This is a genomic window from Parasphingorhabdus sp. (assembly GCF_048267785.1).
Lineage (GTDB): Bacteria > Pseudomonadota > Alphaproteobacteria > Sphingomonadales > Sphingomonadaceae > Parasphingorhabdus.
Genome location: NZ_JBLWWU010000001.1, coordinates 167,305 through 193,036 on the forward strand (window position 1 = coordinate 167,305; position 25,732 = coordinate 193,036).

Here is a 25,732-nt window from a genome sequence, read left to right on the forward strand (position 1 = left end):
CGAATTACGGCAAACGATAGGAATTATTGGACAAAGTCTTAAATTTCATCGCCTTGCAGCCAAAGTCAGTTGTTCAAACTGGCGCCCGTAATTAGGAATTTCTTGCTGCAAAAGGCGCAATCTATGCCGATATTGCCGTCTTCATCGACCATGTCTTTCTTATCTGCTTTCGGAAAACGCGCAATCACGTCCCGGATATGGTCTTCATTACACCGGCAGCCCTTAACGCACGGTTTACCGCTCAAAACTCTCACTTCGTCGCTCTCGCTGAAAAGGCGCCATAGAATCTCGTCGAGCGGTAGCGTGCTGGCGGTGAGCTCTGCTGGCTGAATGCTCCCGCTCATGATCTCCACATGCTCCCATTCGGGATGATCGAGCCGGACATGGATTCGGTCCCGTCCTTCCTCGCCATCGGGCAGGTGCTGCACCAGCAATCCACCGGCAACGACCTTGCCGCCGGTCTCGTCAATCGCGACCCGGATCAGCGTCGGTATCTGCTCGGACTGGAAGAAATAATTCTGCACGGCTTCGGCAAGGCAGGCCCCTTCCAGCGGAACAATACCCTGATTGCGGCCCCGCGGCGCGGGCTGGTCAAAGGTGATCGCGAGATAGCCTTTGCCGAACAGCGCCATCAGGCCGGGTTCCACCGGCTGGGCCGCCAATCGCTCGCGGTCGAAATCAACATAGCCGCGCAGGGCACCGTCTTTATAATCGCAAGCCAGAAGGTTGATCACTCCGACCTCGGTTTGTGCTTGTAATGTCAATTGGGAGTCTTCATCCTTCAGCAGCGCGCCCAACATGGCAGTCAGGCACACCGCCTCCGTCAGAACGTTGCGGATGACCAGCGGATAATCGTGCGCAGCCAATATGTCATCAATGACAGAGCCAAGCCGGACAACCCGCCCCCGACAATTTTTGGCGGGGATCGCAAAGGACAATATATTGTCGGTCGGCTTAGCTTCCGCCATCAAATCTGGCCGAAACACCAGCGAAGCACGGATTTCTGTGCATGAATGCGGTTTTCCGCTTCATCCCAGACCACCGATTGCGGACCGTCGATCACCGAAGGCATGACTTCCTCGCCACGATGGGCTGGCAGGCAATGAAGGAACAAGGCGTCTTTCTTCGCTTGCTCCATGATCACATCATTGACCTGATAGGGCATCATCGCAGCAAGCTTGTTGTCGGCATGTTCCTGTCCCATCGACACCCAGGTGTCCGCCACGACGACGTCCGCATCCGCAACCGCCTCATTTTCGTCGCGATATATCGTAATATTGGACCCAGCGGCCTGCGCCTTTTCTATAAAGCTCGGGTCGGGATCATAGCCCTGCGGACAGCCGATCCGGACGTTGTATTTCATCAGGCCAGCGCCTTCGACAATGCTGTTGAGCACATTATTGCCGTCACCCAGCCAGGCAATTTCCAGTCCCGGCAGCGTCTTTCCATGCTCGACCAAGGTCAGCAGATCGGCGACAATCTGACAGGGGTGAGACAGGTCGGTGAGACCGTTGATAACCGGCACATCGGCATTGTCCGCCATATCGTCGATTTTCGCATGATCATCGGTGCGGATCATGATCGCATCACACATCCGGGACAGAACCTTGGCGGTATCCGCCACGGATTCTCCGCGCCCCAATTGCGTCGATCCGCTATCCATCACGATACTCGACCCACCCAGCTGACGGATAGCAATATCGAAGGAGACACGGGTCCGAGTGCTGCTTTTTTCAAAGATCATGGCCAGAATGTGATCGGCCAGCGGCCTGTCGGCATCCGGCTTGCCTTTAGGCCAGCCAGCGCGTGCGGCCTTCCGGTCAATGGCATCGGCGATCATCGCGGCAACCGCATCGCCACCCGCGTCGGAAAGATTGAGAAAATTTCTGCTCATGATTCTGGCGCCTCATAGTCAGCCGCCCCGGCGGACAGTTTTTCGATGAATGCCGCGATATGGCTGTCATCGATATTCAGGGGCGGCAACACCCGCAATGTATTGTCGCCGGCTGCCACGGTCAGAAGTCCATGATTGTCGCGAAGATGGGCGACAAAGGATCGCGTCTCCTGCGTCATCATGATACCGAGCATCAACCCCTTGCCCCGCACCCCGAGGAACAGGTCGGGATAATTGCCGATAAATTGCTCGATCGCTGCGCGCAACTTGTCGCCGGTCGACCGGACATTTTCCAGAAATTCGTCATTTGCGACAACGTCCCACACCGCATTGCCAGCCGCCATCGCCAGCGGGTTGCCGCCGTATGTCGAGCCGTGGGTGCCGATTACCATTCCCCGGGCCGCCTCTTCGGTGGCCAGACAGGCACCTAGCGGAAAGCCTCCGCCAATACCCTTCGCCGTCGCCATAATATCGGGTGTAACCCCATAAAGCTCATGCGCATAAAGCGCGCCAGTGCGGGCAACGCCACATTGCACTTCGTCGAGTAGCAGTAATATGCCGTGCTCGTCGGCCAATTCGCGCAAGCCGGTCATAAATTCCTGCGAAGCGGGTCGTACGCCGCCTTCACCCTGAATCGGCTCGACCATGAACGCTGCGGTCTTGTCGTTTATCGCGGCCCTGGCCCCTTCCAGATCGTCAAATTCAACATATTTGAAGCCGGCGAGCAAGGGCGAAAAACCGTGGTGCATTTTTTCCTGATTGGAAGCGGAGATGGTCGCCATCGTCCGGCCATGGAAGGCATTTTTGAACGTGATAATCTCATACCGGTCGCTGCCTGCCGATTGATGATAGGCCCGGGCCGCCTTGATCGCGCATTCCACCGCTTCAGCGCCGCTGTTGGTAAAGAAAGCGGTGTCGGCAAAGGTCGTATCAACCAGACGCTGCGCGAATTTTTCACCCTGCGGGCTGCCGTAAAGATTCGAGACGTGCATCAGGGTCGCCGCCTGATCCTGTATCGCCTTGGTCAGATGCGGATGGCCATGGCCGAGCAGATTGACGGCGATACCGCTGGCGAAATCCAGCGCTCGCGATCCATCTTCGGAAATCAACCAGGCCCCCTCGCCTCGGACCGGACGAAAACCACAACGCGGGTATACAGGCATCAATGGGGTAATCGTCATGATCGGCTTCCTTTCGCGGAAAACAGAAAAGGCGACCCGACTGGCCGCCTCTCGCTTTGGGCCGCTCTTATATGATGGTTCATGGAGACGGTCAATCGTGATAGAATAGACTAAGCGAACTGCGACGCTGACGGGTCATGTCATCGCGCCTGTCAACGTCCGCCCTATTACAATTTCGCTTTCGCCGCTTCCCAGTTCTGACCGTCAAATTTCCGTATCAGCGGTTCCAGTCCATGATCCCCATCGAGGCAATTGAAATTGATGCTCCAGCAATCTGGATGGGAACGCGGCTGGTAAAAGCTTTTGACGCCACAGCATTGACAGAACAAGTGCTCCGCCCGCCTGCTGCCGAACCTGTAGCTGCGCAAATCGTCCTTGCCAGACTGCAAGGTGAAATTTTCGTGCGGTACGATCAGATGAAGAAATCCGGTCCGAGCGCACATCGAACAATTGCAGTCGAGCAGTTCCGGCGCCGGCTCGACATTCGCCTCGAAGCGGACAGCGCCGCAATGGCACCCACCCGCAACAACCGTCATTCGCGGACTTCCAGCGTGTGAATATCGATGCGGTTCTTCAATGTCCGGTGGACAGGGCATTTTTCGGCGATTTCGAGAAGCTTTCTGCGGTGCTCCTCGGTAAGGTCGCCGCGCAACTCGATCGACCGGTCGATCACATCAATCCGGTTGTCCTGATTGTTGCAAGTGTGGCAATCTTCCACATGTTCGCGGCTATGTTCCAGCACAATATGCACAGCTTCCAACGGGATATTTTTGCGGTCTGCGTACATTTTCATCGTCATCGACGTACAGCTTCCCAAGGCTGCCAGCAGGAGGTCATAAGGCGATGGACCACTATCCATGCCACCGAGAGATTCCGGTTCATCGGCGAGAAAGACATGTTTGCCGACCTTGACCGTCTGCTGGAATTTTCCGTTGGCCGTCTCGACAGAGACGAGGGAAGGATTGCTTGCCATATTCTACTCCACGGTTACCGATTTGGCGAGATTACGGGGTTGATCGACATCGGTCCCCTTGGCCACCGCGACATGATAGGCGAGCAGCTGCACCGGGACGGCATAGACCAATGGTGCTATCAGTGGATGAACCTTGGGCATTTCGATAGTCGCAAGGCAGCCGTCCCCGGCTTCAGCCAGACCTTCTGCATCGGAAATAAGCACCACCTTGCCACCGCGCGCGCGCACTTCCTGCATATTGGAGACGGTTTTTTCAAACAGCGGCCCCGATGGCGCCAGAACGATCACCGGCACGGATTCGTCGATCAGGGCGATCGGCCCATGTTTCATTTCACCCGAAGCATAGCCTTCTGCGTGAATATAGCTGATTTCCTTGAGCTTGAGCGCACCTTCCAGCGCCAGCGGATAATCAGGGCCGCGACCGAGGTAGAGAACGTCCCGCGCCGGCGCGATATGATGGGCCATATCAGCGATATCGTCATCATGCGCGAGAGCGGCGTTGAGCGCAGCGGGCGCTTCGGTCAAATGTTTGACGACCTCGTGTTCTTCCGCGCGAGTCATCTTCCCCTTCACCACCGCCAGATGGGCAGCCAGTGCGGCCAGAACCGCAAGTTGGCAGGTAAAGGCCTTGGTCGAAGCCACGCCAATTTCCGGCCCGGCATGAGTCGGCAGCAACAAATCAGCCTCCCGCGCCATCGAACTGGTCGGAACATTGACCACCACGGCGATTTTCTGACCGTTTTTCTTGCTATGGCGAAGAGCGGCCAATGTATCAGCCGTTTCGCCCGACTGGGAAATGAACAATGCCAGCCCGCCGGGCTCCAGCACCGGATCGCGATAGCGAAATTCCGATGCAAAATCGAGGTCCACCGGCACCCGGGCAAAGGTTTCAAACCAGTATTTCGCGACCATCCCGGCATAATAGCTTGTCCCGCAGGCGACGATCGTAATCCGCTTGATATCGCGCAGATCGAAATCCATTTGCGGCAGCGCCACCTGCTGCTCCAGCGGGCGGATGTAGCTTTGCAGGGTTTGCGCAACCACGGTCGGTTGCTCGAAAATTTCCTTCTGCATGAAATGGCGATAATTGCCCTTTTCAATCGTCGCCGCAGACACGCCAGAGGTTGTAATTTCACGCTCTACCGGAACATTATTCTCGTCATAGATCACAGCCCCGTCGCGTGTAATCACCACCCAGTCACCCTCTTCAAGATAGGCAATTTTCTGGGTAAGCGGTGCAAGAGCAAGCGCGTCGGAACCAAGAAATGTCTCGCCCTCGCCATAGCCCACCACCAGAGGTGACCCCAATCGTGCACCGATCAACAAGTCGGGCTGCGAACGGAAGGCAATGGCCAGCGCGAAGGCCCCGCGCAAAAGCGGCAGAACGGCTTTGACGGATTCTTGCGGGCTTTTACCGGTTTCGACCTGTTCACTGACGAGATGGGCAACAACCTCGGTATCGGTCTCGCTTTCGAACGAACGGCCACGCGCGCTCAGTTCGTCACGCAGATTCTTGAAATTCTCGATTATGCCGTTGTGGACCAGCGCCACTTCGCCGGTAGCATGGGGATGAGCATTGCTTGTCGTCGGCGCACCGTGGGTCGCCCAGCGGGTGTGCGCAATACCGATATCGCCGGCGGCATCATCGGTTTTCAATACGGATACAAGATTGGCAAGCTTGCCCTCCGCCCGGCGGCGGATCAACTGACCGTCCTGCACAGTGCAAACACCGGCGCTGTCATAGCCACGATATTCCATCCGTTTCAGTCCATCGACGAGACGATCCGAGACGGCTTCCTTGCCAACTATTCCAATAATTCCGCACATTGTATTTCGGGCTTTCTGCTAAAGGCTAGAGGTTATCCGGATGTCCCGCATAACAGCGGAGCAGTCCATTTTTTTCCGATCATCGGAATAGCGTCGTTTCCGTCATTTACCTGCCTTTTTCTTCGCACTCACTTCATTGAATCGCGTCGCCCAGCCAGCCTTCACGGTCTGCTCGGCACGCACCAGAGCCAGGTCTCCGGCAGCCACCTCTTTCGTCAGCGTCGCCCCTGCCCCGACAATCGCTCCATCACCAATGGTAACCGGCGCCACCAGCGCGCTGTTCGATCCGATAAATGCACCTTTACCGATCACCGTCCGATATTTGAAATGGCCATCATAATTGCAGGTTATCGTGCCTGCGCCGATATTTGCCCCCTCGCCCACTTCGGCATCGCCGAGATAGGTGAGGTGATTGGCCTTGGCGCCCTTGCCAAGAACGGTCTTTTTCATCTCGACGAAATTTCCGACCTTGGAGCCTTCCTCCATCACCGAACCGGGCCGCAGGCGGGCGAAAGGACCGACATTGGTGTTCGGGCCAATGGTCGCCCCTTCAATATGGCTATGGCCGTATATTTTTGCGCCGGACGCCACCGACACGCCAGGACCAAAAATCACATTTGGTTCTACAACGACATCTGAAGAAATCTTTGTATCATACGAGAACCACACGGTTTCAGGCGCGATCAGGCTGACACCGTCTACCATCGCCTGGGACCGGCGACGCGCCTGCCATTCGCCTTCGACTGCCGCGAGTTCGGCACGGCTATTGACGCCAGCAACTTCGGCGGGGTCATCGACCTCGATCACCGCGCTCGTCTGCCCCGGCAGCATCACAATATCCGGCAGATAATATTCGCCAGCTGCATTGTCGTTGCTGATCTTGTCGAGCAATATGAACAGATCGGTAGAACGCGCCGCCATCAGGCCGCTGTTGCACAGATTGACCGCGCGTTCGGCATCGTTGGCGTCCTTATACTCGACCATTTTCTCGATCTCGCCCTGCTCATCGGCGATGATCCGGCCATAGGCACCTGCATCATCCGGACGGAATCCAAGCACAACCGCACGCGGGTCGGAGCCGTTGTTCAGACGGAATATCATGTCGCGCATCGTATCGGCGCTGACCATCGGAACATCGCCATATAATATCAGCACATCCCCCGCGAAACCCTTGAGTGCATCATGAGCCTGGGCGACGGCATGGCCTGTGCCAAGCTGCTCTTCCTGCACCGCGATCGTAACATTGCGTCCCTCGACGCTCGCCTCAATCTGCTCCCGGCGCGCCCCGACAATCACAACTATGCGTTCAACTCCGATGGAATCGACGGTGTCGAGCAAATGATGAAGCATCGGTTTGCCCGCTATAGGATGCAGCACCTTGTGCTTTTCCGAATTCATGCGCGTGCCTTGTCCGGCGGCCAATATGATTGCGGCTAACGGGCGGTCGGTCATCGGTCGGTACACTCCGGAACAAGTTGGTCAATCGGGGCCTGAATGCGGCCATTTGCAGCGGCTAATGCCACGCAAAGCGGGCTTAGGCCAGCCTGTTTATTTACCTAATGGCGGGTTCAATCCGATGATTTTCCACCTTTGCGCCATTTGGTCCACAAATGCCGTGCCAGCATCACCGGCGGCATACGCAGCCAGTGGGAGCGGACATAGAAAGCGAAGCGCGTGATTTTGCGGGTTTCACGACCATATCCGTCGCGAGCGAGCAAACGGCGAACATAAAAACAATCCGAAAATTTCCTCTTTCCGGCGCGGTCTTTGCAGACCGGCGTTGCGTATAGACGTTCCGCCAAACGCAGCGCCCGCTCCAGTTCACTGACCAGCCCATGGATTTCTGCACGCATTCCGAGTTTGATCCAGAATTCCGGATCCGTCCCGGTACAATATCGGATCAGCAAATTGATATCCCACAGGTTCCGCAACCCGCCAGACAGATCGCCGTCTGCAAACAAATGGGCGATCGAATGGATCAGCATATCCGCTGGTGCCATGACGTAAAGCCCGTCTTCAAGCGCAACAGCTGCATCCAGTATCGCCTGCACATCAGGCGTCGGGCGGGCAGTCAGTGGCAATATCGTATGATGCACGTCAATCATCCGGTCGCGTTCCCGATGAATCAATGGCGGCAATTCGTGCATATGTTCACGATAATATTGATCATCATAAGGGTCGGGCTTCACCCATTCCCATCCGGCATCAAGCAAGGCGGCTTCGACAACCGGCAAGTCTTTCCGGGCCACCATGATATCGAGATCGCCTATACTGCGACCGACCCCCGCATCGAGATTTGCGGCAACATAGGCTGTGCCCTTCATCAGAAGAATTTTTCCTGGGTAGCCGGCAAGCGCGCGGCGGGCACAATCTGCTTCCCATAAAGCCTGTTGGCGCGCCAGATCATGCGCTTCCACGGCATCCTGTAACACCGCACGGACGCGTTCTGGTACGGTGACATCCTTGACCCGGTGGGCAAGCGAACCGATCAGCGATTCCGCACGCGCCACACTGATCAATTCGGTCCACTGCCCGCTGTTCAACACCTCCACGCTGGACGGATCCCGCAAAGCACGGACCAGGGTGCGCGCATCACGCATCATCGCAATTCGCTCCACAGGCCATCGATCAATTCTTCGGCCTGATCAATCGATTGATAATCCATTGCCTTGACCGGCACCTCGTCAACAAACCGCGTAAGCGACCGGAACCCGTCTTCTCCCAGCGCAACATAATTGGTGGACGCCTGGGTCAGCCGGACAAAAATTTCTGCCTGTCCCATATCCCGCAGTTCAGGCGCATGACCAAAGCGGGGAAAAAGTAATAGTGCAGGTCTGGCGGGTTGATCCATTCGCGCAATCGCATTCCGCGGCGGCACAAGATGCCGGATATCTCCCTTGGGCGTGGCCTTCATCTCGGGCCCGAACCGCTCTTCACAGGCAATATCCTGCATCGCAGCAATGGCCTTGTTCTTCAGACTGATCAGCCGAGGGAACGGAATGATTTCGCCGGAATCGAGACTGAGCAACGCGAATTCATCGCCCATGAAGCGCCAGCCTCTTTCCGCCAGCATCGCCGACAAGGTCGATTTGCCCGAGCCCGACAGGCCAGTCATGACCAATGCCTTGCCGTCTTTCTCGACGCTGCTGGCATGAAGCAGCAAATGCCGCCGCCAGCCCAGCGCCATCTGCAGGTTCATGCCCATTTCAGCACCGAGCAAGCCCTGTTCGAGCGGCAAAGGTGCGGCATCAGGCAACCAGAAATCACCGCCAATATGGACCGATGGCCGGACGAAGCGACGCCAGGGTTTTTCCGGTTCGAGCCGGACGGTAAAATCCACGGTCTCACCAGTCGGTGCCGGATAGGCCTGGTACAAATCTGTCAATTGATCGAGCGGTCGGCGCCACGCCGAGACAATCCGGAAAGCAGCAGGCCCGATTTTGAGCAAGATCTCGTGCATTGTTCCCATCAAGCCGGCACCCGGGAGACCAGTCCCAGTCCCGAAAGCTCTTCGAGTCGGGCAAGAACAATATTTTCTGTATCAATATTTGATTCGAGGTCGAACCCCGCAGACAGCCGTTCCGCAATTTCGATTGCCGACAGAGAGGCACCTCCCATCACTTCCAATATCGCAGGGGCGGGATCGACCAGCATGTGGGTGATCCCGGATGGTCGATGATATAGCAGCGTCATGCTGTCCAGATCATGCCAGATCAGGTCATCTTTCGCCGCGGCCCGATATTTCTGGCTCATGATGGATTACCTGCGATTCTGGAACGACATAGCGGTCTGATAGCAGGCAAATGTTAAAATTGGTTGGTATTATCAGCGCGGCATTTGCAGCGAGGCATAGCATGTAAATCCGCTCTGCCCGGATTGCAGCCGGCGGATATAATTTACATAGGCCTGAGATTGGTCCCGGGACGTGCCCGGAAGAGTCCGTCCATTCATCGCGCGGCGCACTTCTTCGCCGGTGAAATTCCGGCCTGCCGCAGGAAATGCGCCAGGCGTGTCCGCTGTAACGACCTTTCCGTCTGGCGCAATATAGCCGCCGGGCGCGTGATTGCCGGGGACGGGAATTTCACAATTGAGCACCGAACCGGCGGTTTGCGCCAATGCAGGTTTGATGCTGACCACCGCCGAAGCCGTTACCGCACCCATCATCAAGGCGCGGCGGCGGGTTACGATTCCACTCTTCTGGTCTCTATCGACCGACGGTCCAGATGGAAGGTCATCATTCATCGAATTTCTGTCCATATTTGCTCTTGCTCAAGATATGCGCGCATTAGCAGAAATCGTGTAAAAAGCGAGTAAACAGTCTGCGGTAGCAAACCGCGTCCATATTCGGGACACAGACATGCCATTCGTTAATATTACCAATAGGCTGCTCTGGGCCAGGCCCACGATAAGAAACATTGTCATTGCCGTTGTCCCTCTCCACCGTTTAGATGGATGATATGATCATGCCGGAACCCAAGCGATGACCACTATTTCACCGATCCGCTTGCTGATTGCGCTGTCGTTCATCATCGGCGGCGCGATATTGGCAAGCCAGATTTCGCAATCGGAGCCTCAGATCATCATTATCATCTGCAGCGGTGCGATCGCACTCTTCACGGTTCTGCAAAGCCCATCTGTGCCGCTATCTCCAGATCCTGCCGCACAGGAGCGCCAGCGCAAACATATTCTCCATCAAGGCCGGTGGGAAGCCTATCAGGATATAATTGATCCGATTACTGATCCACTTTTGCTGGTGCGCAACGCCAGAGTTGCAGCGGCCAATCCCGCAGCGGCCAAAGTTCTCGGTGATCATATTGTCGGTGAGGATGTCCGTATCGCCATTCGTCATCCCGCCGCCGCCGACCGGCTTGCCAACCCGGAGGCCAAGCACACAGGGGAACCGATTCTTCTGGTCGGCGTGGGCAATATGGATCAACGATGGGAGTTACGGATTCATACGCTGGAAGACGGTCTTAAACTTGTCCAGCTTTCGGATCAAAGCAGCAGCTATGCAGCCGAAAGGATGCGCACGGACTTTGTCGCCAACGCCAGCCATGAACTGCGGACACCTCTGGCGGCGATCAAGGGTTTTATCGAAACACTGGAAGACCCCTTGGCCGGCAAGGATGATGCGACCCGTGTGCGTTTCCTGAAAATAATGTATGACGAAGCCGACCGCATGCAACGCCTGATCGAAGACCTCATGTCGCTTTCGCGGATCGAAGCAGATAAATTTCGGCTTCCGTCCGATCCGGTCGATCTTCGCGGCCTGATCGCTGAAGCACGCGATTTCTACATCAACAGCCGGGGCAAAAAAGAGCAGGACATTCCGGTCAATCTGCCAACCGATATGCCGCTCATCCATGGCGATCGGGCACAATTGTCGCAGGTTGTGAGCAATCTGCTGAGCAATGCTTTCAAATATGGGAAAAAGGGGACGCCGGTCAGGATAAATGTGGCACCGAACAAGTCCGGAACCATGCTTTATCTTTCCGTCAGTGATGAAGGTGACGGCATATCTCCTGAGCATCTTCCGCGGCTTTCCGAACGCTTTTATCGCGTCGACAAGGGCCGAAGCAAGTCGATCGGCGGAACCGGACTGGGGCTTGCGATCGTCAAGCATATTTCCGAACGGCACGGCGGACGGATGGAAATCTCCAGCGAACTCGGCAAAGGAACAACGGTTTCTGTTTTGCTGCCGATCGTAGACGAAATACCGGTCGCAGGTGCAGAACAGAAGGAACCCGTATGAGGCTATTTCCGTGGATGATGATCTGGCACGATAACTCCGCTCCGGATCGCTGTCACAAATTTGTAATAAAACTGTAATCATTAGGTCTTTGCGGCTCCCTAAAAGCCCGCCTATCAAGTCGGTGATTCATTATTTACGCCTCGCTGGCGAGCGGAATAACGCCGATATCTGGGGAATTTTATGTTACGAAAAATTGCTTTGCTGACCATTGCTGCTCTTGCGATATCCGGCTGCCAGGATCAGGCATCCGGCGGTCAGGGCGGAACCCGGACGGAGATTCGGATCGTCGGTTCCTCTACCGTTTTCCCCTTTGCCAAAGCTGTAGCCGAACGATTTGCCATCAGTGGCGCGAATCCGTCCCCGATACTCGAGTCCACCGGAACGGGTGCCGGGATGAATCTTTTCTGCTCCGGTGTTGGCGCAGGCACGCCCGATATCGAGAACGCGTCGCGCCGCATGAAGGCTTCCGAACTGGAACTGTGTCAGAGCAACGGTGTCACCGACGTCATCGAAGTGCAAATTGGCATCGACGGGATTGCAGTGGCGCAGGCGAATGAGGGCAGCCCGTTTTCGCTGACGCCGGTACAGATTTACAAAGCGATCGCAGAACGCCCTTTCGGAAAAGAAAATACCGCAAAAACTTGGTCCGACATTGATCCTTCTCTGCCGGAATTTGCGATTAGCGTATATGGCCCGCCGTCAACATCGGGTACCCGTGATGCTCTCACGGAATTGATCATGGAAGTTGGCTGCCTGACGGACCCGGCGACCAAGGCGCTCAAGGAGAGCGACCAAGCAGAATTTGCCGCAATTTGTCACGAGATAAGAGCAGACGGTGCCTATATTGATGCTGGCGAGAATGACAATCTGATCGTCCAGAAGCTGAAGGCCAATCCCAACAGCGTGGGCATTTTCGGTTTCAGTTTTCTCGAAGAGAATCTCGACAGTGTGCGCGGCATTCCGGTCTCTGGCGTAAACCCAACCTATGAAGCCATTGCCTCGGGCGAATATCCGGGTGCCAGGCCTCTCTATATCTATGTAAAAAAACAGCATGTCGGGGTTATCCCGGGACTAACCGAATATATAACCGAGTTTCTCAATGCCGGAACCCGCGACGGCTATCTGGTAAAAACCGGACTGATTGCTTCGCCTGACGCGGTCCGGACAAAAATGGTCGAAGTGGTCCGCGACATGACGCCGCTGAAGATGGACGAACTTAAATAAGCGCGCTTCCAAGAGCGTAGTTTTCAGATGATTTTGATGCAGGGGCGGAACCAGATATTGTGACTAGCACGACGCTTCTTTTTCTCATCCTGGGCCTCGGCCTCGTCGCGTGGTTTTTTGGTCGCCTGAAAGCGGCCAGCCTGCAAACGAGCGGCAAGACATCGCGGTCGGCCCTGCATTCGCTGCCTACATATCATGGCTGGTATGTTGCCTTGTGGGCGATTGTCCCAGCGGCCATTTTCTTGACCGTCTGGAACTTTGTCAGCCCCGCCATGATCACCGATGCCGCGCTGACCAGTTCAGCCGCAGCGCAATTGCCGCAAGACAGTTTTTCGCGTGCCGCCATTTTATCCGAAGCCCGCGCTATTGCATACGGTTATCAGGTCAACGCGTTTAATCCCCTGTCACAGTCGATGGTTGAACCCTATCGCGACGCGATCTCCTATTATCAGATGATCGGGACGGTTGCCGCGTTACTGCTGGTCTTTGCCTGCGGTGTCTATGCGTGGCTGCGGATCAAACCGGATCTCAGGGCGCGTACCAAAATCGAGCGGGTGACGATGCTCGTTCTGCTGCTCGCATCCCTGATCGCCATCGTCACGACGGTGGGGATTTTCCTGTCCCTGGTGTTTGAATCGGCGCGCTTTTTCTCGATGGTTTCCCCGATTGATTTCCTGTTCGGTACCGAATGGAATCCCAAGGCGGTCGCCGGACCGCGCGGTGAAACCGGATTTGGCGCCATTCCGCTGTTTTGGGGTACGGTATTCATCGGCGCGATCATCGCAATGATCGTTGCCATTCCGCTGGGGCTGTTGAGCGCCATCTATCTCACCCAATATGCGCCAGCAAAATTTCGCTCGTGGATGAAGCCTATTCTCGAAGTGCTGGCTGGGGTGCCGACGGTTGTCTATGGATATTTTGCCGCCCTGACCGTCGCCCCTGCCCTGCGTGATTTTGCCGTTTCTATTGGCATTTCCGGTGCCTCGTCGGAATCGGCTCTGGCGGCCGGCGTGGTGATGGGGATCATGATCATTCCGTTCGTATCCTCCATGGCCGATGACAGTATCGCTGCCGTCCCCAGCGCGATGCGCGACGGATCACTGGCAATGGGAGCCACGCAAAGTGAAACCATCAAGAAGGTCCTGATCCCTGCCGCTCTCCCTGGCGTGGTTGGTGGCGTTCTGCTGGCAGTAAGCCGCGCCATTGGCGAGACGATGATCGTGGTTATGGCGGCCGGCCTTGCCGCCAATATGACGGCCAACCCCTTTTCCAGCGTCACCACCGTCACCACGCAGATCGTCCAGTTGTTAACCGGCGATCAGGAATTTGACAGCCCCAAGACACTCGCTGCCTTTGCTCTCGGACTGGTTCTGTTCGTCGTGACCTTGTTGCTCAATCTGATCGCCTTGCGGGTGGTCAAAAAATATCGGGAAGCTTATGAATAGTCTCACCGAAGCGAAACGCCAACCGACCGACTGGCAGGGCCCCGCTATGCAGAAACGTATCGCGCGGCGTTATGCGGCCGAGCGCCGTTTCAAGGCGATGGGTTTCGGGGCGATTTTTCTGTCTGCCGGGTTTCTTGCCTTTTTGCTGGTGGTAATGGTCGGCAACGGTTTCCGCGGTTTCACCCAGACCGAACTGCCCCTGGTGATTGATTTTCCGGCGGCGACGGGCGGCGTGTCACCAAGCGAGTTTGAAGGCCCGAACGGGAATGCGAATTTGCAGGCCTTGGGTTTGCGCGACATCGTCAATAGCAGCATCGAAATCCAATATGGTGCGGATGGCATCGAACTGTTTTCGCCCGGTGGCTGGACCACGGTCAGTGCCATGATTCTGGCCGACCCGAAAATCGTCGAGCAGAAAGTGACCTTTGATCTCCCTGTCACTTCGGATATCGACGTCGCTTACAAGGATTCCGGTAACGCCGAGGCCGAAGCGAAAGTCGCCAAATATTCGGACCAGTTTTCGACCGGATTTAACTGGAACTTCCTGAGCAATTCGGATGCAACCGATCCCATGCAGGTGGGCATATGGGGTGCCTTTAAAGGGTCGCTCATCACGATGATCGTGACCCTGTTGCTGGCCTTCCCGATTGGCGTTCTGACCGCCCTCTATCTTGAGGAATATGCGCCGACCAACCGTTTGACCGATCTCATCGAGGTTTCCATCAACAATCTTGCGGCGGTTCCCTCGATCATCTTCGGTCTGCTTGGCCTTGCGGTATTCCTGAACTTTTTCGGCATGCCCCGATCCGGCGCGCTGGTGGGCGGCCTGACCCTCGCCTTGATGACCATGCCGGTGATTGTCATTTCCGGGCGAAATGCGGTCAAAGCCGTGCCCCCGTCGATCCGCGAGGCAGCCCTGGGCATCGGTGCGAGCCCTTTGCAAGTCGTGTTTCATCATGTTCTGCCGCTCGCGCTTCCCGGTATATTGACCGGCACGATCATCGGAATGGCCAGGGCTTTGGGTGAAACCGCTCCTTTGCTGATGATCGGCATGCGGGCCTTTATCGCCACCCCCCCAAGTGGCATAACCGATCCGGCCACCGTATTGCCGGTCCAGATCTTCCTATGGTCCGACGAAGTCGACCGTGGGTTTGTCGAGAAAACATCGGCGGCAATCATTGTGCTGTTGCTGTTCCTCCTGATGATGAACGCGCTGGCCATTTACCTGCGCAATCGCTTTGAAACCCGTTGGTAGGTGTCCCGATGAATGACGATCTGAAAATGCAAGAACCTAGTGAAAGCGTAGATATGACCGATTCGGCGACGACAGACATGCCCGGCGCAACGAGCGCCCCCAAGATGACAGCGCGTAATGTCGATGTCTTCTATGGCGAGAAACAGGCAATCAAGAATGTATCGATTGATGTGAGCATGGATAATGTCACTGCCTTTATCGGCCCGTCCGGCTGCGGAAAATCAACCTTTTTGCGTTGTATGAACCGAATGAACGACACCATCCCGATTGCTCGGGTTACCGGTGAGATCAAGCTGGAAGGCGACGACATTTATGCCCCGCACATGGATGTGGTCCAGTTGCGCGCGCGGGTCGGTATGGTGTTTCAGAAACCTAACCCCTTCCCCAAATCCATCTATGACAATATTGCTTATGGCCCGCGCATTCATGGCTTGGCCACAAGCAATGACGAACTCGACCATATTGTCGAATCCTCGTTGCAGCGCGCCGGCCTGTGGGGCGAAGTGAAGGACCGGCTGCAGGACAGCGGCACGGCTTTGTCCGGTGGCCAGCAACAGCGACTGTGCATTGCGCGTGCAATTGCTGTCGATCCCGAAGTAATCCTTATGGACGAACCCTGTTCGGCTCTTGATCCGATCGCCACCGCGAAAATCGAAGAACTGATCCACGAGCTGCGCGGCAAATATGCTATCGTGATCGTCACCCACAATATGCAGCAAGCGGCACGGGTTTCCCAAAAAACTGCCTTTTTCCATTTGGGAACTCTGGTAGAATATGGAGAAACGACAGAGATATTCACAAATCCTCGCGAAGAAAAAACGCGGGATTATATCACCGGCCGTTACGGTTGACCGGCAGAAAATTAGGAACAAGACATGGCTAACAGTGGCACAGAACATACCGTCAAAGCGTTTGATTCCGATATAAACCAGCTGCGGGGCATGGTTGCCGAGATTGGCGGACGCAGCGAACAGGCAATCACCAAGGCGATGCAGGCACTGGAAAACAGCGATCTGGAACTGGCTGCCGAAGTTGTCCGGGAAGACAAATTGATCGACGAGCTGGAGAAGCGGATCGATGAACTGACCTTCCAGACGATCGCGTTGCGTGCGCCTATGGCCGATGACCTGCGTGAATTGATTGCAACATTCAAAATATCCGGCGTCGTCGAGCGTATCGGAGACTATGCAAAAAATATCGCGAAGCGCGTTCCGATTGTCACCCAAACCCGGCGGCTGACGCCAATTTCGTTGCTTCCATCGATGTCGAAAATTGCCAGTGAACTGGTCCGTGACGCGCTTGATGCTTTTGCCCGGCGCGATGCGGATCTGGCGATGGAGGTCAACCGGCGAGACCAGATCGTCGATGATTTCTACACCAGCATCTTTCGCGCGGTAATCACCCACATGATCGAAAACCCCAAGGACATTGGCGAAGCAGCCCATCTCCTGTTCATCGCAAAAAATCTCGAACGCATTGGCGATCACGCCACCAATGTTGCCGAGATGGTCTATTTTGCGGCGACCGGGGAACCAATGCCGGAACGTACCCGCGGAGAAGAACCGGAAACCGCACTTGATGAAGTCCTAGATGATGAGGCCGACTGATGGTTAATGCCAAATTATTGCTCGTAGAGGATGACGCCGCCCTGGCGGAGCTCCTGTCCTGGAATTTCAAAAAGGAAGAATATGATGTCATCCACACAAGCGATGGCGAGGAAGCGCTTTTGCTGGTGCAGGAACATCGTCCCGATGTAATCCTGCTCGACTGGATGCTGGAAAGCCTGTCCGGGATCGAAGTCTGCAGACGCCTGCGACGATCTTCGGATACGGCCAATATTCCGATTATCATGCTCACCGCCCGTGGTGAAGAGGAAGACAAGATCCGCGGACTGGAAACCGGAGCGGACGACTATATTACCAAGCCGTTCAGTCCGCGGGAGCTGATCGCGCGGGTCAAGGCTGTATTGCGCCGTGTTCGCCCTGCTCTGGCTGGCGAAAAATTGACCTTTGGCGATCTGGAGATGGATACCGTGGGACACCGGGTTAAACGCGACGGTGATACTATCTCACTTGGTCCGACCGAATTCCGCCTGCTCCGCCATTTTCTGGAGCATCCGAACTGGGTCTTCTCTCGCGAGCGGTTGCTCGACAGCGTTTGGGGTCAGGACAGTGATATCGAATTGCGCACAGTCGATGTCCATATCAGAAGGCTGCGCAAAGCGCTCAACGCCAATGGCGGCGCCGATATCATTCGCACTGTTCGATCAGCGGGCTATGCCCTCGATACTGATGCTATAGCGGCTTAGGTTTTTGCCAATCTGATGCATTGCATCGGCCCCGGTTTTCTATTCGGCAACCAGCTTCATCAGTTTGCGCTCGACCGGCGCCAACACGCCGGTCAGGTCGTGACCACGTTTCAAGACCTGCCCCTGCTCTCCGTGCAAAGACCAGATTCCCTGACGGTTACGGTCCGCCGGCCGTTTCTCGATCCGTATCTGCGGTCTTTCCGATGCGCGGCGGAAGGCAGCGAATATCGCGACATCACGGCGCATGTCCATGGCATAATCTTTCCAGTGACCAGCGGCTACCATCCGACCATATAGATTGAGAATCCGTTCCAGTTCCCGGCGCTCAAAACCGACCTGAGCCGCAGCGTCGCGCTGCGGAAAAGCTGAAATATTGGATCCGGTAGAACGCATCAAGCGCGATCACGCCCCTTTGTCGCGGTCTTTTTGCCATCCGTTTTCCGTTCGTCGGCGAACGCGGCGATGCGTTTTTGCAACTGCTCCATTTCGCATTGCAGAATTTCCAGTTTTTGCGTCGATTGGTCGAAAATCTCGCTGCAGGGCGTTCCGTAGGGAACAAAGTCTTTCTGATAGTCCTTTGCCTCAACCAATGTCGGTCGAGCGCGGACGCCAACCATGGTGGCACCTTCCGGTACGTCCTGGGTCACTACCGCATTGGCCCCTACCCGCGCCCGTTTGCCGACCGTGATCGGGCCCAGGACCTGCGCTCCCGAACCCAAAATGACATCGTCTTCAATGGTCGGGTGCCGCTTCCCGCCAACACCGTTGGTGGGATTTGTTCCGCCGAGAGTAACACATTGGTAGATCGTCACATTATCCCCGATTTCTGCGGTTTCGCCGATGACGGTGAAGCCGTGATCGATAAACAGATGGCGACCGATTTTGGCGCCGGGATGAATGTCGATGGCGGTAAAAAATCGGGAGATATGGTTGATTAACCGGGCAAAGAAATAGAGTTCACCCTTGAACAGCCAATGCGCCAGACGATGCAGGCCGATAGCCAGAACGCCCGGATATAGCAGAACTTCCCAGCGCGAACGCGGGGCCGGATCGCGCACTTTTATGGAATCCAGATATGCGCCCAGTTCCCGAAACATAGATATATTCTCCGGATATTACGAAGATTGCAAAATAGGCACGCCATGGCGGGATTTCCAGTCTTTTCTTGAAACTGATGTTTGTGGGGACTTTCAATATTGCCAATAATTACTATACTAGATCAAAGATTGAAAACTGATCGAAAGTCTCGATAATGTCGGCATATCTCCCCACGCTCAAGCAATTGCAATATCTGGTGGCGCTAAAGGAACATGGTCATTTCGGCAAAGCGGCTGAATCCTGCTTTGTCACCCAGTCGACCTTGTCTGCCGGGATAAAGGAACTGGAGGCACTGCTCGATATCGTATTGGTGGAGCGCACGCGCCGGGTTGTCCGTTTCACGGAGCTGGGTAACCAGATGGTGGAGAAGGCCTATCGTATCCTGCGCGAGGCAGAAGAGCTTTCCGAAATGGCCCGTTCCGCTGGCAAACCGCTGGCTGGCGACATCCGGATGAGCGTCATTCCGACAATCGCACCTTTCCTGCTGCCCCGCCTGTTACCGCAATTGCGCAAGGAGCGACCGGAGCTCAAATTATATCTGAAGGAAGAAACCAGTCAGGCTGCCTGCGATTCCCTGCACCATGGACATGCCGATTGTGTCCTTTTGGCGCTGCCCTTCCCGTGCGGCGATGTCGAAAGTGAAGTACTCTTTGCCGACGAAATATTCGTGGCTTTTCCCAAAGATGACCCGCGCGATCCCCCTAAGCAGGTTGACCCTGCTGCTATTGACGAGACACGGCTGCTGCTGCTGGAGGATGGACATTGTCTGAAGGACCATGCGCTGGCGGCCTGTAATCGCCCGGAACTGAGAGCTTCTGCCCGGATGATGGGAACCTCGCTTCATACGCTTGTCCAGATGGTGGACAACGGGCTCGGTCTGACTCTTCTGCCCAAAATGGCGATCGACGCCGGCATTTTGAATCACACGGATATCGTGGCTAGACCCTTGAAGTCCGACAATGCAACACGCGACATCGCCCTGGTGTGGCGGACCAACAGTCCGCGGCGCAGCGAGTTTCAGTTGCTGGCAGAAATCATGAAGGGCGCGCAGAGCTGGGCGTCCAAAGCCCAATCCTAGACGAGATAACTATTTTTTCCATTTCTCCGCTGCCGCGAGGTCCGATTCACGCTCTTCGATCCATTTTGTGGCGCCACCGGCGCGCGTTTCTTTCTTCCAGAACGGCGCTACGGTTTTCAACCGGTCCATGATGAAAGAACAGGATTCTATTGCGGCTTCCCGATGATCGGATCCGGTAACGACGAGCACGATATTCTCACCCACGGATAGCTTGCCGATGCGATGGATGATCGTCACAGCATGGAGCGACCAATCGGATCGCGCGGTCTCGGCAATTTCCTGCAGTGCCTTCTGCGTCATGGCAGGATAATGTTCCAGTTCCAGCGTTTCCAGATTGCTGTCGTCCCGGACCTGTCCGATAAAACTGGCGATCGCCCCACCACCGTGTCTTGCAACATATTGCGTCTCGCTACCGACATCAAAATCGGCAGGCCCGACTTCAATCTTTATCATCGTCCAACCTTTATCATCCCCCGGTGACCGGCGGGAAAATTGCCAGTTCCTTCGCCGAACCGATCGTTGATTCCACGGTGGCGTAGTCCTGATCAAGCGCGAAACGCAATTTTTCGCTATCGGACAGCACTTCTGCATAGGCAGCGCCGCGCGCCTTGAGGGTCGCCACGACATCGCCAATTGTCTCGACCTCGTCGCGCAGCGAAATCATCTCTTGGTCGAGACCAAGCCGTTCCCGCACCCACGCGAAATAAACAAGGTTAATCGAACGGCTCATCAGTCCATGTGCTTCAAACCGACGCGGAGATAATCCCATCCGGTGATCAGGGTCAGAATAGCGGCGGCCCAGAGAGTCCATAGACCAACGGTCTGTACGATCGGAAAATGCGGCATTCCACCCGCCAGTATCAGGGCACCCAGGGAAATCATCTGAAACCCGGTTTTCCATTTGGCCAGTTGGGAAACAGGGACGCTGACCTGCAACCCGGCAAGAAACTCGCGCAGGCCAGATACCATGATTTCGCGCAGCAATATCACGATGGCCGCTATTGTATGCCAGCCGTTAATATCGCGGGTAAATATCAGCATCAGCACAACTGCCGCGACCATGATTTTGTCGGCGATGGGATCGAGGAAGATCCCGAGCTTGGATACTGTTCCTTGTGACCGGGCCAGATAGCCATCGAAATAGTCGGTGATCGCCATAAGACAATATAGCCCGAAGGCCAGCAGATAGTCGATTGGCAGGGGCTGCGATCGCTGCACTGCAAAATTTGGCCAGAGCAGAAAAACCAGTATCGGCACCGCAAATATGCGTGAGAGCGTCAATATATTGGGTAAATTCAGCATCGCACTCATCGCATAAACAGATTTTCTCCAAATGAAAATCGTTTCAACCCTTTGGCAGGGAAATAGATGGTGCATTGACCCGTCATTCACTTTGACGCGGCGGCTCAGTGGGCTAAGGACAAGATGACGTTCACTTTTTCGCTCAAGAAGAGATTTCCATTTGATGCAAAATACTGCGCATTTGCTGCGGACAAGACGGTTCTTACCACTCTTCCTGACGCAGTTGCTGGGGGCGTTTAACGACAATCTCTTCAAATTCTCGATGGTCATATTGGTGACTTACGGCATCTACGAAAGTGAATCGGAGGATTTTGCCTTCAATGCCCTCGCCTCCGGTCTGTTCATTCTGCCGTTTTTCCTCTTTTCATCTCTCGCCGGTCAATTGGCCGACAATTATGACAAGGCGCGGATCACACGGCTGGTAAAATCATTGGAGATATGCATTGCCGTGATCGGCGGGATCGGACTTTGGTTGCATTCCATTCCGGTGATGCTGGCCGCTTTGTTCCTTCTCGGTCTGCAATCCACTTTTTTTGGCCCGATCAAATATGCGGTGCTACCGCAACATTTGCAAAAAGACGAAGTTCTGGGCGGAACCGGGCTTGTCGAAGCCGGAACCTATATTGCTATTCTGGCCGGCACCATTTTGGGAGGCATTATCATTGACCGCAACGGAAATGGCGTCGAGATAGCTGTCGTCACGGTTTTCCTGGTGGCGGTGATTGGCCGCATCGCCGCCCAGTTCATGCCGTCGGCTCCTGCGCAAAAGGAGGTGGAGAAAATCGACTTTAACTTTGTCCGTTCGTCGATACAGCTTATCTCTGCGACTTTGCATGTTCGCAAATTATTTCTGGCGATTATCGCAATCAGCTTTTTCTGGACGATCGGATCGGTTCTGATCATCCAGTTCCCACCGCTGGTGGAAAATGTACTGACAGCGACGCCGCAAGTCGCAAGCCTCTTTTTGGGCGTATTCTCCATCGGAATCGCAATCGGATCGGTCCTGGTGAATCGATTGCTTAAAAGCCAGGTTTCGGCGCGTTTTGCGCCGGTGAGCGTCATAATAATGGGCGTATTTGTCCTGATTCTCTATTTCATAACACGCAGTTGGGACGGTTTGCCGAACGGACAGCTTTACACATTTCAGACATTCATCATCCACGACGGCGCATGGTCTCTGCTCGCGACCCTCGCCGGCGTTTCGATATTTGGGGGCATGTTCGTCGTTCCCCTATATGCCTTTCTGACCACCACCGTCGATATCAGCCAGACCGCCCGAACCATCGCCGCCAACAATGTGGTCAACTCTGGCTGCATGGTATTGGGCGCACTCGCGGCAATGGGGCTCAGCATGCTGGGCGTTTCAACGACGGAACAGCTTTTGCTGGTCGCAGCCATGTGTCTGGTGGCTGCCTGGCTTGGTCAGCAACTTCATCGGGCGTGCGATTGAGGCGCTGCCCGACGGCGGATCAGAATATGAACGTATAAAAAGCTGTAAAAAAGGCAAGGAAGCTTAGCAGGAACAGGCTGGTATCTTCTCCAAGCCGTCTTTTGGACGTCGCGGGTTCTCCCGGAATCTCCGCTTTTCTCGTGATATGGGTCTTTTCAATCGGCAGACTTTGGCGAAAGGGATGCCCTATGCCATCGTTGCGCGAAGCCAAAATCAATAACTTCTCTCTGTCCATGTCGGGCAGTTAACAATTTGTTATCCATATTTTCCAGCAGGAATTCTGCGCTTATGGTTAACGTCTTGTATTGGAACAGTCCCAAAAATGCGGGGATTTGCAGAACCACTCATCGACGGCGTTAACCATCTGTGTTTCTGCCTAGCTTATTCAAACCAGCGATTGGGAAATTGCAACCTGTGTGATCTTTGCAACTAATTCCCCAAATCACCAATTCGAGCGATAACATTGTTGATTTCAACGGCCTCTTATGCCAATGCGCCCTTCGTATTAAGTGAAATGCGAAACCCTGAAGGAGCAAATTATGCGTTTCGGTAAAATTGGAATGGCTGCAGCAGCAGCCGCGTCGCTTGTAAGCGCGCCCGTTCTTGCACAGGCTGTACAGCCTGTTTCTTCCGTTGCACGCACAAGTGCAACTGTTGAAAATGAGAACAACATGGAAGGCAGCTCAGGAATCATCATTGCTCTGCTCGCAGCAGCAGCAGTGATCGGCGGCATCATCATCGCAGCCGACGGCAGCGACGATACCCCAACCAGCCCCTGAATTCATTCAGACACGGAATTTAGAAATGGCGGCCATTCGGTCGCCATTTTTTTTTGCCCTCTGCAAACCGAGAGGCAGATATCTGGCAACAAAATCGATATCGCAATGACTGGATATCAAGCCTTTGGTTGCACATCGGGGATCAATTACCCATATCTCTTTTCATGACAGAAAATCAGCAACATGGCCTGCAACAATGGCATGGCACAACAATCTTATCGGTGCGCAGAAATGGCAAGGTCGTCGTCATCGGCGACGGTCAGGTATCGATGGGTAATACCGTGATGAAGCCGAACGCCCGCAAGGTTCGGCAATTACACGACGGATCGGTCATCGGCGGCTTTGCCGGCGCGACCGCAGATGCTTTTACCTTGTTCGAACGGCTAGAGGCTAAGCTTGAACGCCACAATGGCCAATTGATGCGCGCTGCTGTCGAGCTGGCAAAGGACTGGCGGACCGACAAATATCTGCGCAACCTGGAAGCCTTGATGATCGTGGCTGACAAGGATGTGACACTGATCCTTACCGGCAACGGCGACGTGCTTGAGCCGGTAGAAGGCATTGCGGCAATTGGCTCCGGAGGTAATTTTGCGCTCTCGGCGGCTCGTGCATTGATGGATTATGAGAAAGACGCAGAGAAACTGGCCAAAAAGGCCATGGAAATCGCTGCAGAAATCTGTGTCTACACCAATGATCAGGTCACGATTGAAACGCTCAAGAGCGACAGCTGATTTCTGTCGGACCGCCAACAACCAAGAATGAAGAGAGTATAGCATGCAGGCGAACCTGACCCCCAAAGCCATTGTCAAGGCGTTGGATGAACATATTATCGGACAGAAGGAAGCAAAACGCGCTGTCGCCGTCGCTTTGCGTAACCGCTGGCGCCGGCAGAGACTGCCTGCGGAACTGCGCGACGAAGTGACTCCGAAAAACATCCTGATGATCGGGCCCACCGGTTGCGGCAAAACCGAAATTTCGAGGCGTCTGGCAAAACTCGCCGACGCGCCATTTATCAAGGTCGAGGCCACCAAATTTACGGAAGTCGGCTATGTCGGCCGTGATGTCGAACAAATTGCCCGCGATCTCGCCGAAGAGGCGGTGCGGCTGGAACGCGAGCGTCGACGTCTTGCAGTTCACGATGCGGCCGCAGAAGCGGCCATGAAACGGCTGCTTGATGTTCTATGTGGTGAGAGCGCCAGCGAAGCGACCCGGGAAAGCTTTCGCCAACGGGTGGTCGACAATCACATGAACGATACCGAAATCGAGATTGAAGTCGAAGACACCCCGAATATGCCGATGGATATTCCCGGCATGGGAGGACAGGTTGGCATGATCAACTTGTCCGACATGATGGGCAAGGCCTTCAATCAAAGTCGTCTGAAGCGCAGAAAAATGCGCGTAGCCGATGCCTGGGATAAGCTGATCGAGGAAGAATCCGACAAGCGTCTGGACGACGATGACATTTCGCGCGCCGCGATCACCGATGCGGAGTCCAATGGCATTGTATTCCTCGACGAGATCGACAAGATCGCGGTGAGCGATGTGCGCGGCGGATCGGTCAGTCGGGAAGGCGTTCAGCGCGATCTTCTGCCGCTGATCGAGGGAACGACGGTGGCAACCAAATATGGCCCGATGAAAACGGACCATATCCTGTTCATCGCTTCGGGTGCCTTTTCCGTATCCAAACCCAGCGACATGCTGCCCGAACTACAGGGCCGCTTGCCGATCCGGGTTGAATTGCGGGCCTTGACCGAAGAGGATTTCGTCCGGATATTGACCGAAACCAGAGCCAATTTAACCGAACAATATATCGCTCTTCTCGGCACGGAAGATGTCACGATCAACATCACTGAAGATGCCATAAGCACGCTGGCCAAAATCGCGGCAGATGTGAACGAGACGGTTGAGAATATCGGCGCTCGCCGCCTCCAGACCGTGATGGAAAAACTACTCGAAGACATCAGCTTCAATGCGGAAGACCGTGTCGGTGAAGAAATTATCGTCGACGCAGCCTATGTAGACAAACAGCTTTCGGATGTGGCCAAAGATACCGATCTGTCCAAATATATCCTGTGACGATGTGCCGATCCCGAGAGAGCGTCATATCGATGGATCGCCCTTGTCGATCGACCCCGCATTGCGGCCACCGGGATTTTCAGGTGACAT

At 55.1% G+C, this 25,732-nt stretch carries 28 protein-coding genes; 12 read left to right on the forward strand and 16 right to left on the reverse strand.

Annotated features, from left to right (window positions below; all coding sequences use genetic code 11):
* Positions 1 to 65: 65 nt before the first annotated feature.
* The 11 genes from ACN0VD_RS00775 to ACN0VD_RS00825 all read right to left on the reverse strand — a co-directional run bounded on the left by ACN0VD_RS00775 (position 66) and on the right by ACN0VD_RS00825 (position 10,039).
* Complete coding sequence (locus tag ACN0VD_RS00775) at positions 66 to 968, reverse strand: Hsp33 family molecular chaperone HslO (RefSeq protein WP_417590585.1); 903 nt, start codon at positions 966 to 968, stop codon at positions 66 to 68.
* Positions 968 to 1,894, reverse strand: coding sequence for an ornithine carbamoyltransferase (gene argF / locus ACN0VD_RS00780; RefSeq protein ID WP_417590587.1), 927 nt, complete (start codon positions 1,892 to 1,894; stop codon positions 968 to 970). The genes ACN0VD_RS00775 and argF overlap by 1 nt, the downstream gene beginning before the upstream one ends.
* Positions 1,891 to 3,075: an aspartate aminotransferase family protein gene (locus tag ACN0VD_RS00785; protein ID WP_417590589.1), complete on the reverse strand. Its 1,185-nt coding sequence runs from the start codon at positions 3,073 to 3,075 to the stop codon at positions 1,891 to 1,893. Before ACN0VD_RS00785 ends, argF begins: the two co-directional genes overlap by 4 nt.
* A gap of 167 nt (positions 3,076 to 3,242) precedes the next feature.
* The gene (locus tag ACN0VD_RS00790; RefSeq protein ID WP_417590591.1) at positions 3,243 to 3,611 is read right to left on the reverse strand and encodes a GFA family protein; all 369 of its coding nucleotides are present in this window, start codon (positions 3,609 to 3,611) and stop codon (positions 3,243 to 3,245) included.
* A complete protein-coding gene (locus ACN0VD_RS00795) occupies positions 3,608 to 4,048 on the reverse strand; it encodes an OsmC family protein (protein ID WP_417590593.1) in 441 nt (146 codons plus the stop codon). The genes ACN0VD_RS00790 and ACN0VD_RS00795 overlap by 4 nt, the downstream gene beginning before the upstream one ends.
* A 3-nt stretch (positions 4,049 to 4,051) precedes the next feature.
* Complete coding sequence (glmS, locus tag ACN0VD_RS00800; protein WP_417590595.1) at positions 4,052 to 5,875, reverse strand: glutamine--fructose-6-phosphate transaminase (isomerizing); 1,824 nt, start codon at positions 5,873 to 5,875, stop codon at positions 4,052 to 4,054.
* 102 nt (positions 5,876 to 5,977) lie between these two features.
* A complete protein-coding gene (gene glmU, locus ACN0VD_RS00805; RefSeq protein ID WP_417590597.1) occupies positions 5,978 to 7,327 on the reverse strand; it encodes a bifunctional UDP-N-acetylglucosamine diphosphorylase/glucosamine-1-phosphate N-acetyltransferase GlmU in 1,350 nt (449 codons plus the stop codon).
* A gap of 116 nt (positions 7,328 to 7,443) precedes the next feature.
* Positions 7,444 to 8,475 (reverse strand): nucleotidyltransferase family protein, encoded by a 1,032-nt coding sequence (locus ACN0VD_RS00810; protein WP_417591067.1) that lies wholly within the window; start codon positions 8,473 to 8,475, stop codon positions 7,444 to 7,446.
* Complete coding sequence (locus ACN0VD_RS00815; protein ID WP_417590599.1) at positions 8,475 to 9,335, reverse strand: HprK-related kinase A; 861 nt, start codon at positions 9,333 to 9,335, stop codon at positions 8,475 to 8,477. Before ACN0VD_RS00815 ends, ACN0VD_RS00810 begins: the two co-directional genes overlap by 1 nt.
* An 8-nt stretch (positions 9,336 to 9,343) precedes the next feature.
* A complete protein-coding gene (locus ACN0VD_RS00820) occupies positions 9,344 to 9,628 on the reverse strand; it encodes an HPr-rel-A system PqqD family peptide chaperone (RefSeq protein ID WP_417590601.1) in 285 nt (94 codons plus the stop codon).
* A gap of 72 nt (positions 9,629 to 9,700) precedes the next feature.
* Positions 9,701 to 10,039: a hypothetical protein gene (locus ACN0VD_RS00825; RefSeq protein WP_417591069.1), complete on the reverse strand. Its 339-nt coding sequence runs from the start codon at positions 10,037 to 10,039 to the stop codon at positions 9,701 to 9,703.
* Between the two features lie 316 nt (positions 10,040 to 10,355).
* Between ACN0VD_RS00825 and ACN0VD_RS00830 the strand changes: the two genes are divergently transcribed.
* The 7 genes from ACN0VD_RS00830 (at position 10,356) to phoB (ending at position 17,859) form a co-directional block, all read left to right on the forward strand.
* Positions 10,356 to 11,627, forward strand: coding sequence for a sensor histidine kinase (locus tag ACN0VD_RS00830; protein WP_417590603.1), 1,272 nt, complete (start codon positions 10,356 to 10,358; stop codon positions 11,625 to 11,627).
* Between the two features lie 180 nt (positions 11,628 to 11,807).
* Positions 11,808 to 12,851, forward strand: coding sequence for a substrate-binding domain-containing protein (locus ACN0VD_RS00835; RefSeq protein ID WP_417590605.1), 1,044 nt, complete (start codon positions 11,808 to 11,810; stop codon positions 12,849 to 12,851).
* Between the two features lie 59 nt (positions 12,852 to 12,910).
* Positions 12,911 to 14,296, forward strand: coding sequence for a phosphate ABC transporter permease subunit PstC (pstC, locus tag ACN0VD_RS00840; protein ID WP_417590607.1), 1,386 nt, complete (start codon positions 12,911 to 12,913; stop codon positions 14,294 to 14,296).
* Entirely contained in the window at positions 14,289 to 15,551 is a 1,263-nt protein-coding gene (pstA, locus tag ACN0VD_RS00845; RefSeq protein WP_417590609.1) for a phosphate ABC transporter permease PstA, read from the forward strand. Before pstC ends, pstA begins: the two co-directional genes overlap by 8 nt.
* A 53-nt stretch (positions 15,552 to 15,604) precedes the next feature.
* A complete protein-coding gene (pstB, locus tag ACN0VD_RS00850) occupies positions 15,605 to 16,402 on the forward strand; it encodes a phosphate ABC transporter ATP-binding protein PstB (RefSeq protein WP_417590611.1) in 798 nt (265 codons plus the stop codon).
* Between the two features lie 24 nt (positions 16,403 to 16,426).
* Positions 16,427 to 17,158: a phosphate signaling complex protein PhoU gene (phoU, locus tag ACN0VD_RS00855; RefSeq protein ID WP_417590613.1), complete on the forward strand. Its 732-nt coding sequence runs from the start codon at positions 16,427 to 16,429 to the stop codon at positions 17,156 to 17,158.
* Entirely contained in the window at positions 17,158 to 17,859 is a 702-nt protein-coding gene (phoB, locus tag ACN0VD_RS00860; protein WP_417590615.1) for a phosphate regulon transcriptional regulator PhoB, read from the forward strand. The genes phoU and phoB overlap by 1 nt, the downstream gene beginning before the upstream one ends.
* A gap of 39 nt (positions 17,860 to 17,898) precedes the next feature.
* Here the strand turns inward: phoB and ACN0VD_RS00865 are convergent, their stop codons facing one another.
* Both ACN0VD_RS00865 and epsC read right to left on the reverse strand, forming a co-directional pair.
* Positions 17,899 to 18,252 carry a DUF2794 domain-containing protein gene (locus ACN0VD_RS00865; protein ID WP_417591071.1) on the reverse strand — a complete coding sequence of 118 codons (354 nt, stop codon included), beginning with the start codon at positions 18,250 to 18,252 and terminating at the stop codon, positions 17,899 to 17,901.
* On the reverse strand, positions 18,252 to 18,956 hold the full coding sequence (gene epsC / locus ACN0VD_RS00870; RefSeq protein ID WP_417590617.1) for a serine O-acetyltransferase EpsC: 705 nt from the start codon (positions 18,954 to 18,956) through the stop codon (positions 18,252 to 18,254). Before epsC ends, ACN0VD_RS00865 begins: the two co-directional genes overlap by 1 nt.
* A 155-nt stretch (positions 18,957 to 19,111) precedes the next feature.
* Here epsC and ACN0VD_RS00875 point away from each other — a divergent pair, with 155 nt between their 5' ends.
* Positions 19,112 to 20,035: a hydrogen peroxide-inducible genes activator gene (locus ACN0VD_RS00875; protein WP_417590619.1), complete on the forward strand. Its 924-nt coding sequence runs from the start codon at positions 19,112 to 19,114 to the stop codon at positions 20,033 to 20,035.
* Between the two features lie 9 nt (positions 20,036 to 20,044).
* On the opposite strand, the gene ACN0VD_RS00880 is transcribed toward ACN0VD_RS00875, so the two are convergent.
* The 3 genes from ACN0VD_RS00880 to pgsA are packed head-to-tail and all read right to left on the reverse strand — an operon-like array spanning position 20,045 to position 21,337.
* Entirely contained in the window at positions 20,045 to 20,488 is a 444-nt protein-coding gene (locus tag ACN0VD_RS00880; RefSeq protein WP_417590621.1) for a molybdenum cofactor biosynthesis protein MoaE, read from the reverse strand.
* 13 nt (positions 20,489 to 20,501) lie between these two features.
* On the reverse strand, positions 20,502 to 20,765 hold the full coding sequence (gene moaD, locus ACN0VD_RS00885; RefSeq protein WP_417590623.1) for a molybdopterin converting factor subunit 1: 264 nt from the start codon (positions 20,763 to 20,765) through the stop codon (positions 20,502 to 20,504).
* Entirely contained in the window at positions 20,765 to 21,337 is a 573-nt protein-coding gene (gene pgsA / locus ACN0VD_RS00890) for a CDP-diacylglycerol--glycerol-3-phosphate 3-phosphatidyltransferase (protein ID WP_417590625.1), read from the reverse strand. The genes moaD and pgsA overlap by 1 nt, the downstream gene beginning before the upstream one ends.
* Before the next feature lie 163 nt (positions 21,338 to 21,500).
* Between pgsA and ACN0VD_RS00895 the strand changes: the two genes are divergently transcribed.
* From ACN0VD_RS00895 to hslU, 4 genes are all read left to right on the forward strand, one after another.
* Positions 21,501 to 22,787 carry an MFS transporter gene (locus ACN0VD_RS00895; RefSeq protein WP_417591073.1) on the forward strand — a complete coding sequence of 429 codons (1,287 nt, stop codon included), beginning with the start codon at positions 21,501 to 21,503 and terminating at the stop codon, positions 22,785 to 22,787.
* Positions 22,788 to 23,326: 539 nt separating this feature from the next.
* Complete coding sequence (locus ACN0VD_RS00900; protein ID WP_417590627.1) at positions 23,327 to 23,566, forward strand: hypothetical protein; 240 nt, start codon at positions 23,327 to 23,329, stop codon at positions 23,564 to 23,566.
* 164 nt (positions 23,567 to 23,730) lie between these two features.
* Positions 23,731 to 24,297 carry an ATP-dependent protease subunit HslV gene (gene hslV / locus ACN0VD_RS00905; RefSeq protein WP_417590629.1) on the forward strand — a complete coding sequence of 189 codons (567 nt, stop codon included), beginning with the start codon at positions 23,731 to 23,733 and terminating at the stop codon, positions 24,295 to 24,297.
* Between the two features lie 43 nt (positions 24,298 to 24,340).
* The gene (hslU, locus tag ACN0VD_RS00910) at positions 24,341 to 25,642 is read left to right on the forward strand and encodes an ATP-dependent protease ATPase subunit HslU (protein ID WP_417590631.1); all 1,302 of its coding nucleotides are present in this window, start codon (positions 24,341 to 24,343) and stop codon (positions 25,640 to 25,642) included.
* Positions 25,643 to 25,732: the final 90 nt, after the last annotated feature.

Coding starts and splice junctions, on each gene's coding strand:
- ACN0VD_RS00895 (WP_417591073.1), top strand. CDS start 21,501: ATGCAAAATACTGCGCATTTGCTGCGGACAAGACGGTTCTTACCACTC.
- ACN0VD_RS00785 (WP_417590589.1), bottom strand. CDS start 3,075: ATGACGATTACCCCATTGATGCCTGTATACCCGCGTTGTGGTTTTCGT.
- epsC (WP_417590617.1), bottom strand. CDS start 18,956: ATGTTTCGGGAACTGGGCGCATATCTGGATTCCATAAAAGTGCGCGAT.
- hslV (WP_417590629.1), top strand. CDS start 23,731: ATGACAGAAAATCAGCAACATGGCCTGCAACAATGGCATGGCACAACA.
- pgsA (WP_417590625.1), bottom strand. CDS start 21,337: ATGCTGAATTTACCCAATATATTGACGCTCTCACGCATATTTGCGGTG.
- ACN0VD_RS00865 (WP_417591071.1), bottom strand. CDS start 18,252: ATGCGTTCTACCGGATCCAATATTTCAGCTTTTCCGCAGCGCGACGCT.
- ACN0VD_RS00880 (WP_417590621.1), bottom strand. CDS start 20,488: ATGATAAAGATTGAAGTCGGGCCTGCCGATTTTGATGTCGGTAGCGAG.
- ACN0VD_RS00900 (WP_417590627.1), top strand. CDS start 23,327: ATGCGTTTCGGTAAAATTGGAATGGCTGCAGCAGCAGCCGCGTCGCTT.
- pstA (WP_417590609.1), top strand. CDS start 14,289: ATGAATAGTCTCACCGAAGCGAAACGCCAACCGACCGACTGGCAGGGC.
- ACN0VD_RS00830 (WP_417590603.1), top strand. CDS start 10,356: ATGACCACTATTTCACCGATCCGCTTGCTGATTGCGCTGTCGTTCATC.
- ACN0VD_RS00775 (WP_417590585.1), bottom strand. CDS start 968: ATGGCGGAAGCTAAGCCGACCGACAATATATTGTCCTTTGCGATCCCC.
- ACN0VD_RS00835 (WP_417590605.1), top strand. CDS start 11,808: ATGTTACGAAAAATTGCTTTGCTGACCATTGCTGCTCTTGCGATATCC.
- ACN0VD_RS00820 (WP_417590601.1), bottom strand. CDS start 9,628: ATGAGCCAGAAATATCGGGCCGCGGCGAAAGATGACCTGATCTGGCAT.
- ACN0VD_RS00825 (WP_417591069.1), bottom strand. CDS start 10,039: ATGATGGGTGCGGTAACGGCTTCGGCGGTGGTCAGCATCAAACCTGCA.
- pstB (WP_417590611.1), top strand. CDS start 15,605: ATGACCGATTCGGCGACGACAGACATGCCCGGCGCAACGAGCGCCCCC.
- ACN0VD_RS00875 (WP_417590619.1), top strand. CDS start 19,112: ATGTCGGCATATCTCCCCACGCTCAAGCAATTGCAATATCTGGTGGCG.
- ACN0VD_RS00795 (WP_417590593.1), bottom strand. CDS start 4,048: ATGGCAAGCAATCCTTCCCTCGTCTCTGTCGAGACGGCCAACGGAAAA.
- ACN0VD_RS00815 (WP_417590599.1), bottom strand. CDS start 9,335: ATGCACGAGATCTTGCTCAAAATCGGGCCTGCTGCTTTCCGGATTGTC.
- argF (WP_417590587.1), bottom strand. CDS start 1,894: ATGAGCAGAAATTTTCTCAATCTTTCCGACGCGGGTGGCGATGCGGTT.
- ACN0VD_RS00790 (WP_417590591.1), bottom strand. CDS start 3,611: ATGACGGTTGTTGCGGGTGGGTGCCATTGCGGCGCTGTCCGCTTCGAG.
- glmS (WP_417590595.1), bottom strand. CDS start 5,875: ATGTGCGGAATTATTGGAATAGTTGGCAAGGAAGCCGTCTCGGATCGT.
- moaD (WP_417590623.1), bottom strand. CDS start 20,765: ATGAGCCGTTCGATTAACCTTGTTTATTTCGCGTGGGTGCGGGAACGG.
- phoB (WP_417590615.1), top strand. CDS start 17,158: ATGGTTAATGCCAAATTATTGCTCGTAGAGGATGACGCCGCCCTGGCG.
- ACN0VD_RS00810 (WP_417591067.1), bottom strand. CDS start 8,475: ATGCGTGATGCGCGCACCCTGGTCCGTGCTTTGCGGGATCCGTCCAGC.
- hslU (WP_417590631.1), top strand. CDS start 24,341: ATGCAGGCGAACCTGACCCCCAAAGCCATTGTCAAGGCGTTGGATGAA.
- glmU (WP_417590597.1), bottom strand. CDS start 7,327: ATGACCGACCGCCCGTTAGCCGCAATCATATTGGCCGCCGGACAAGGC.
- phoU (WP_417590613.1), top strand. CDS start 16,427: ATGGCTAACAGTGGCACAGAACATACCGTCAAAGCGTTTGATTCCGAT.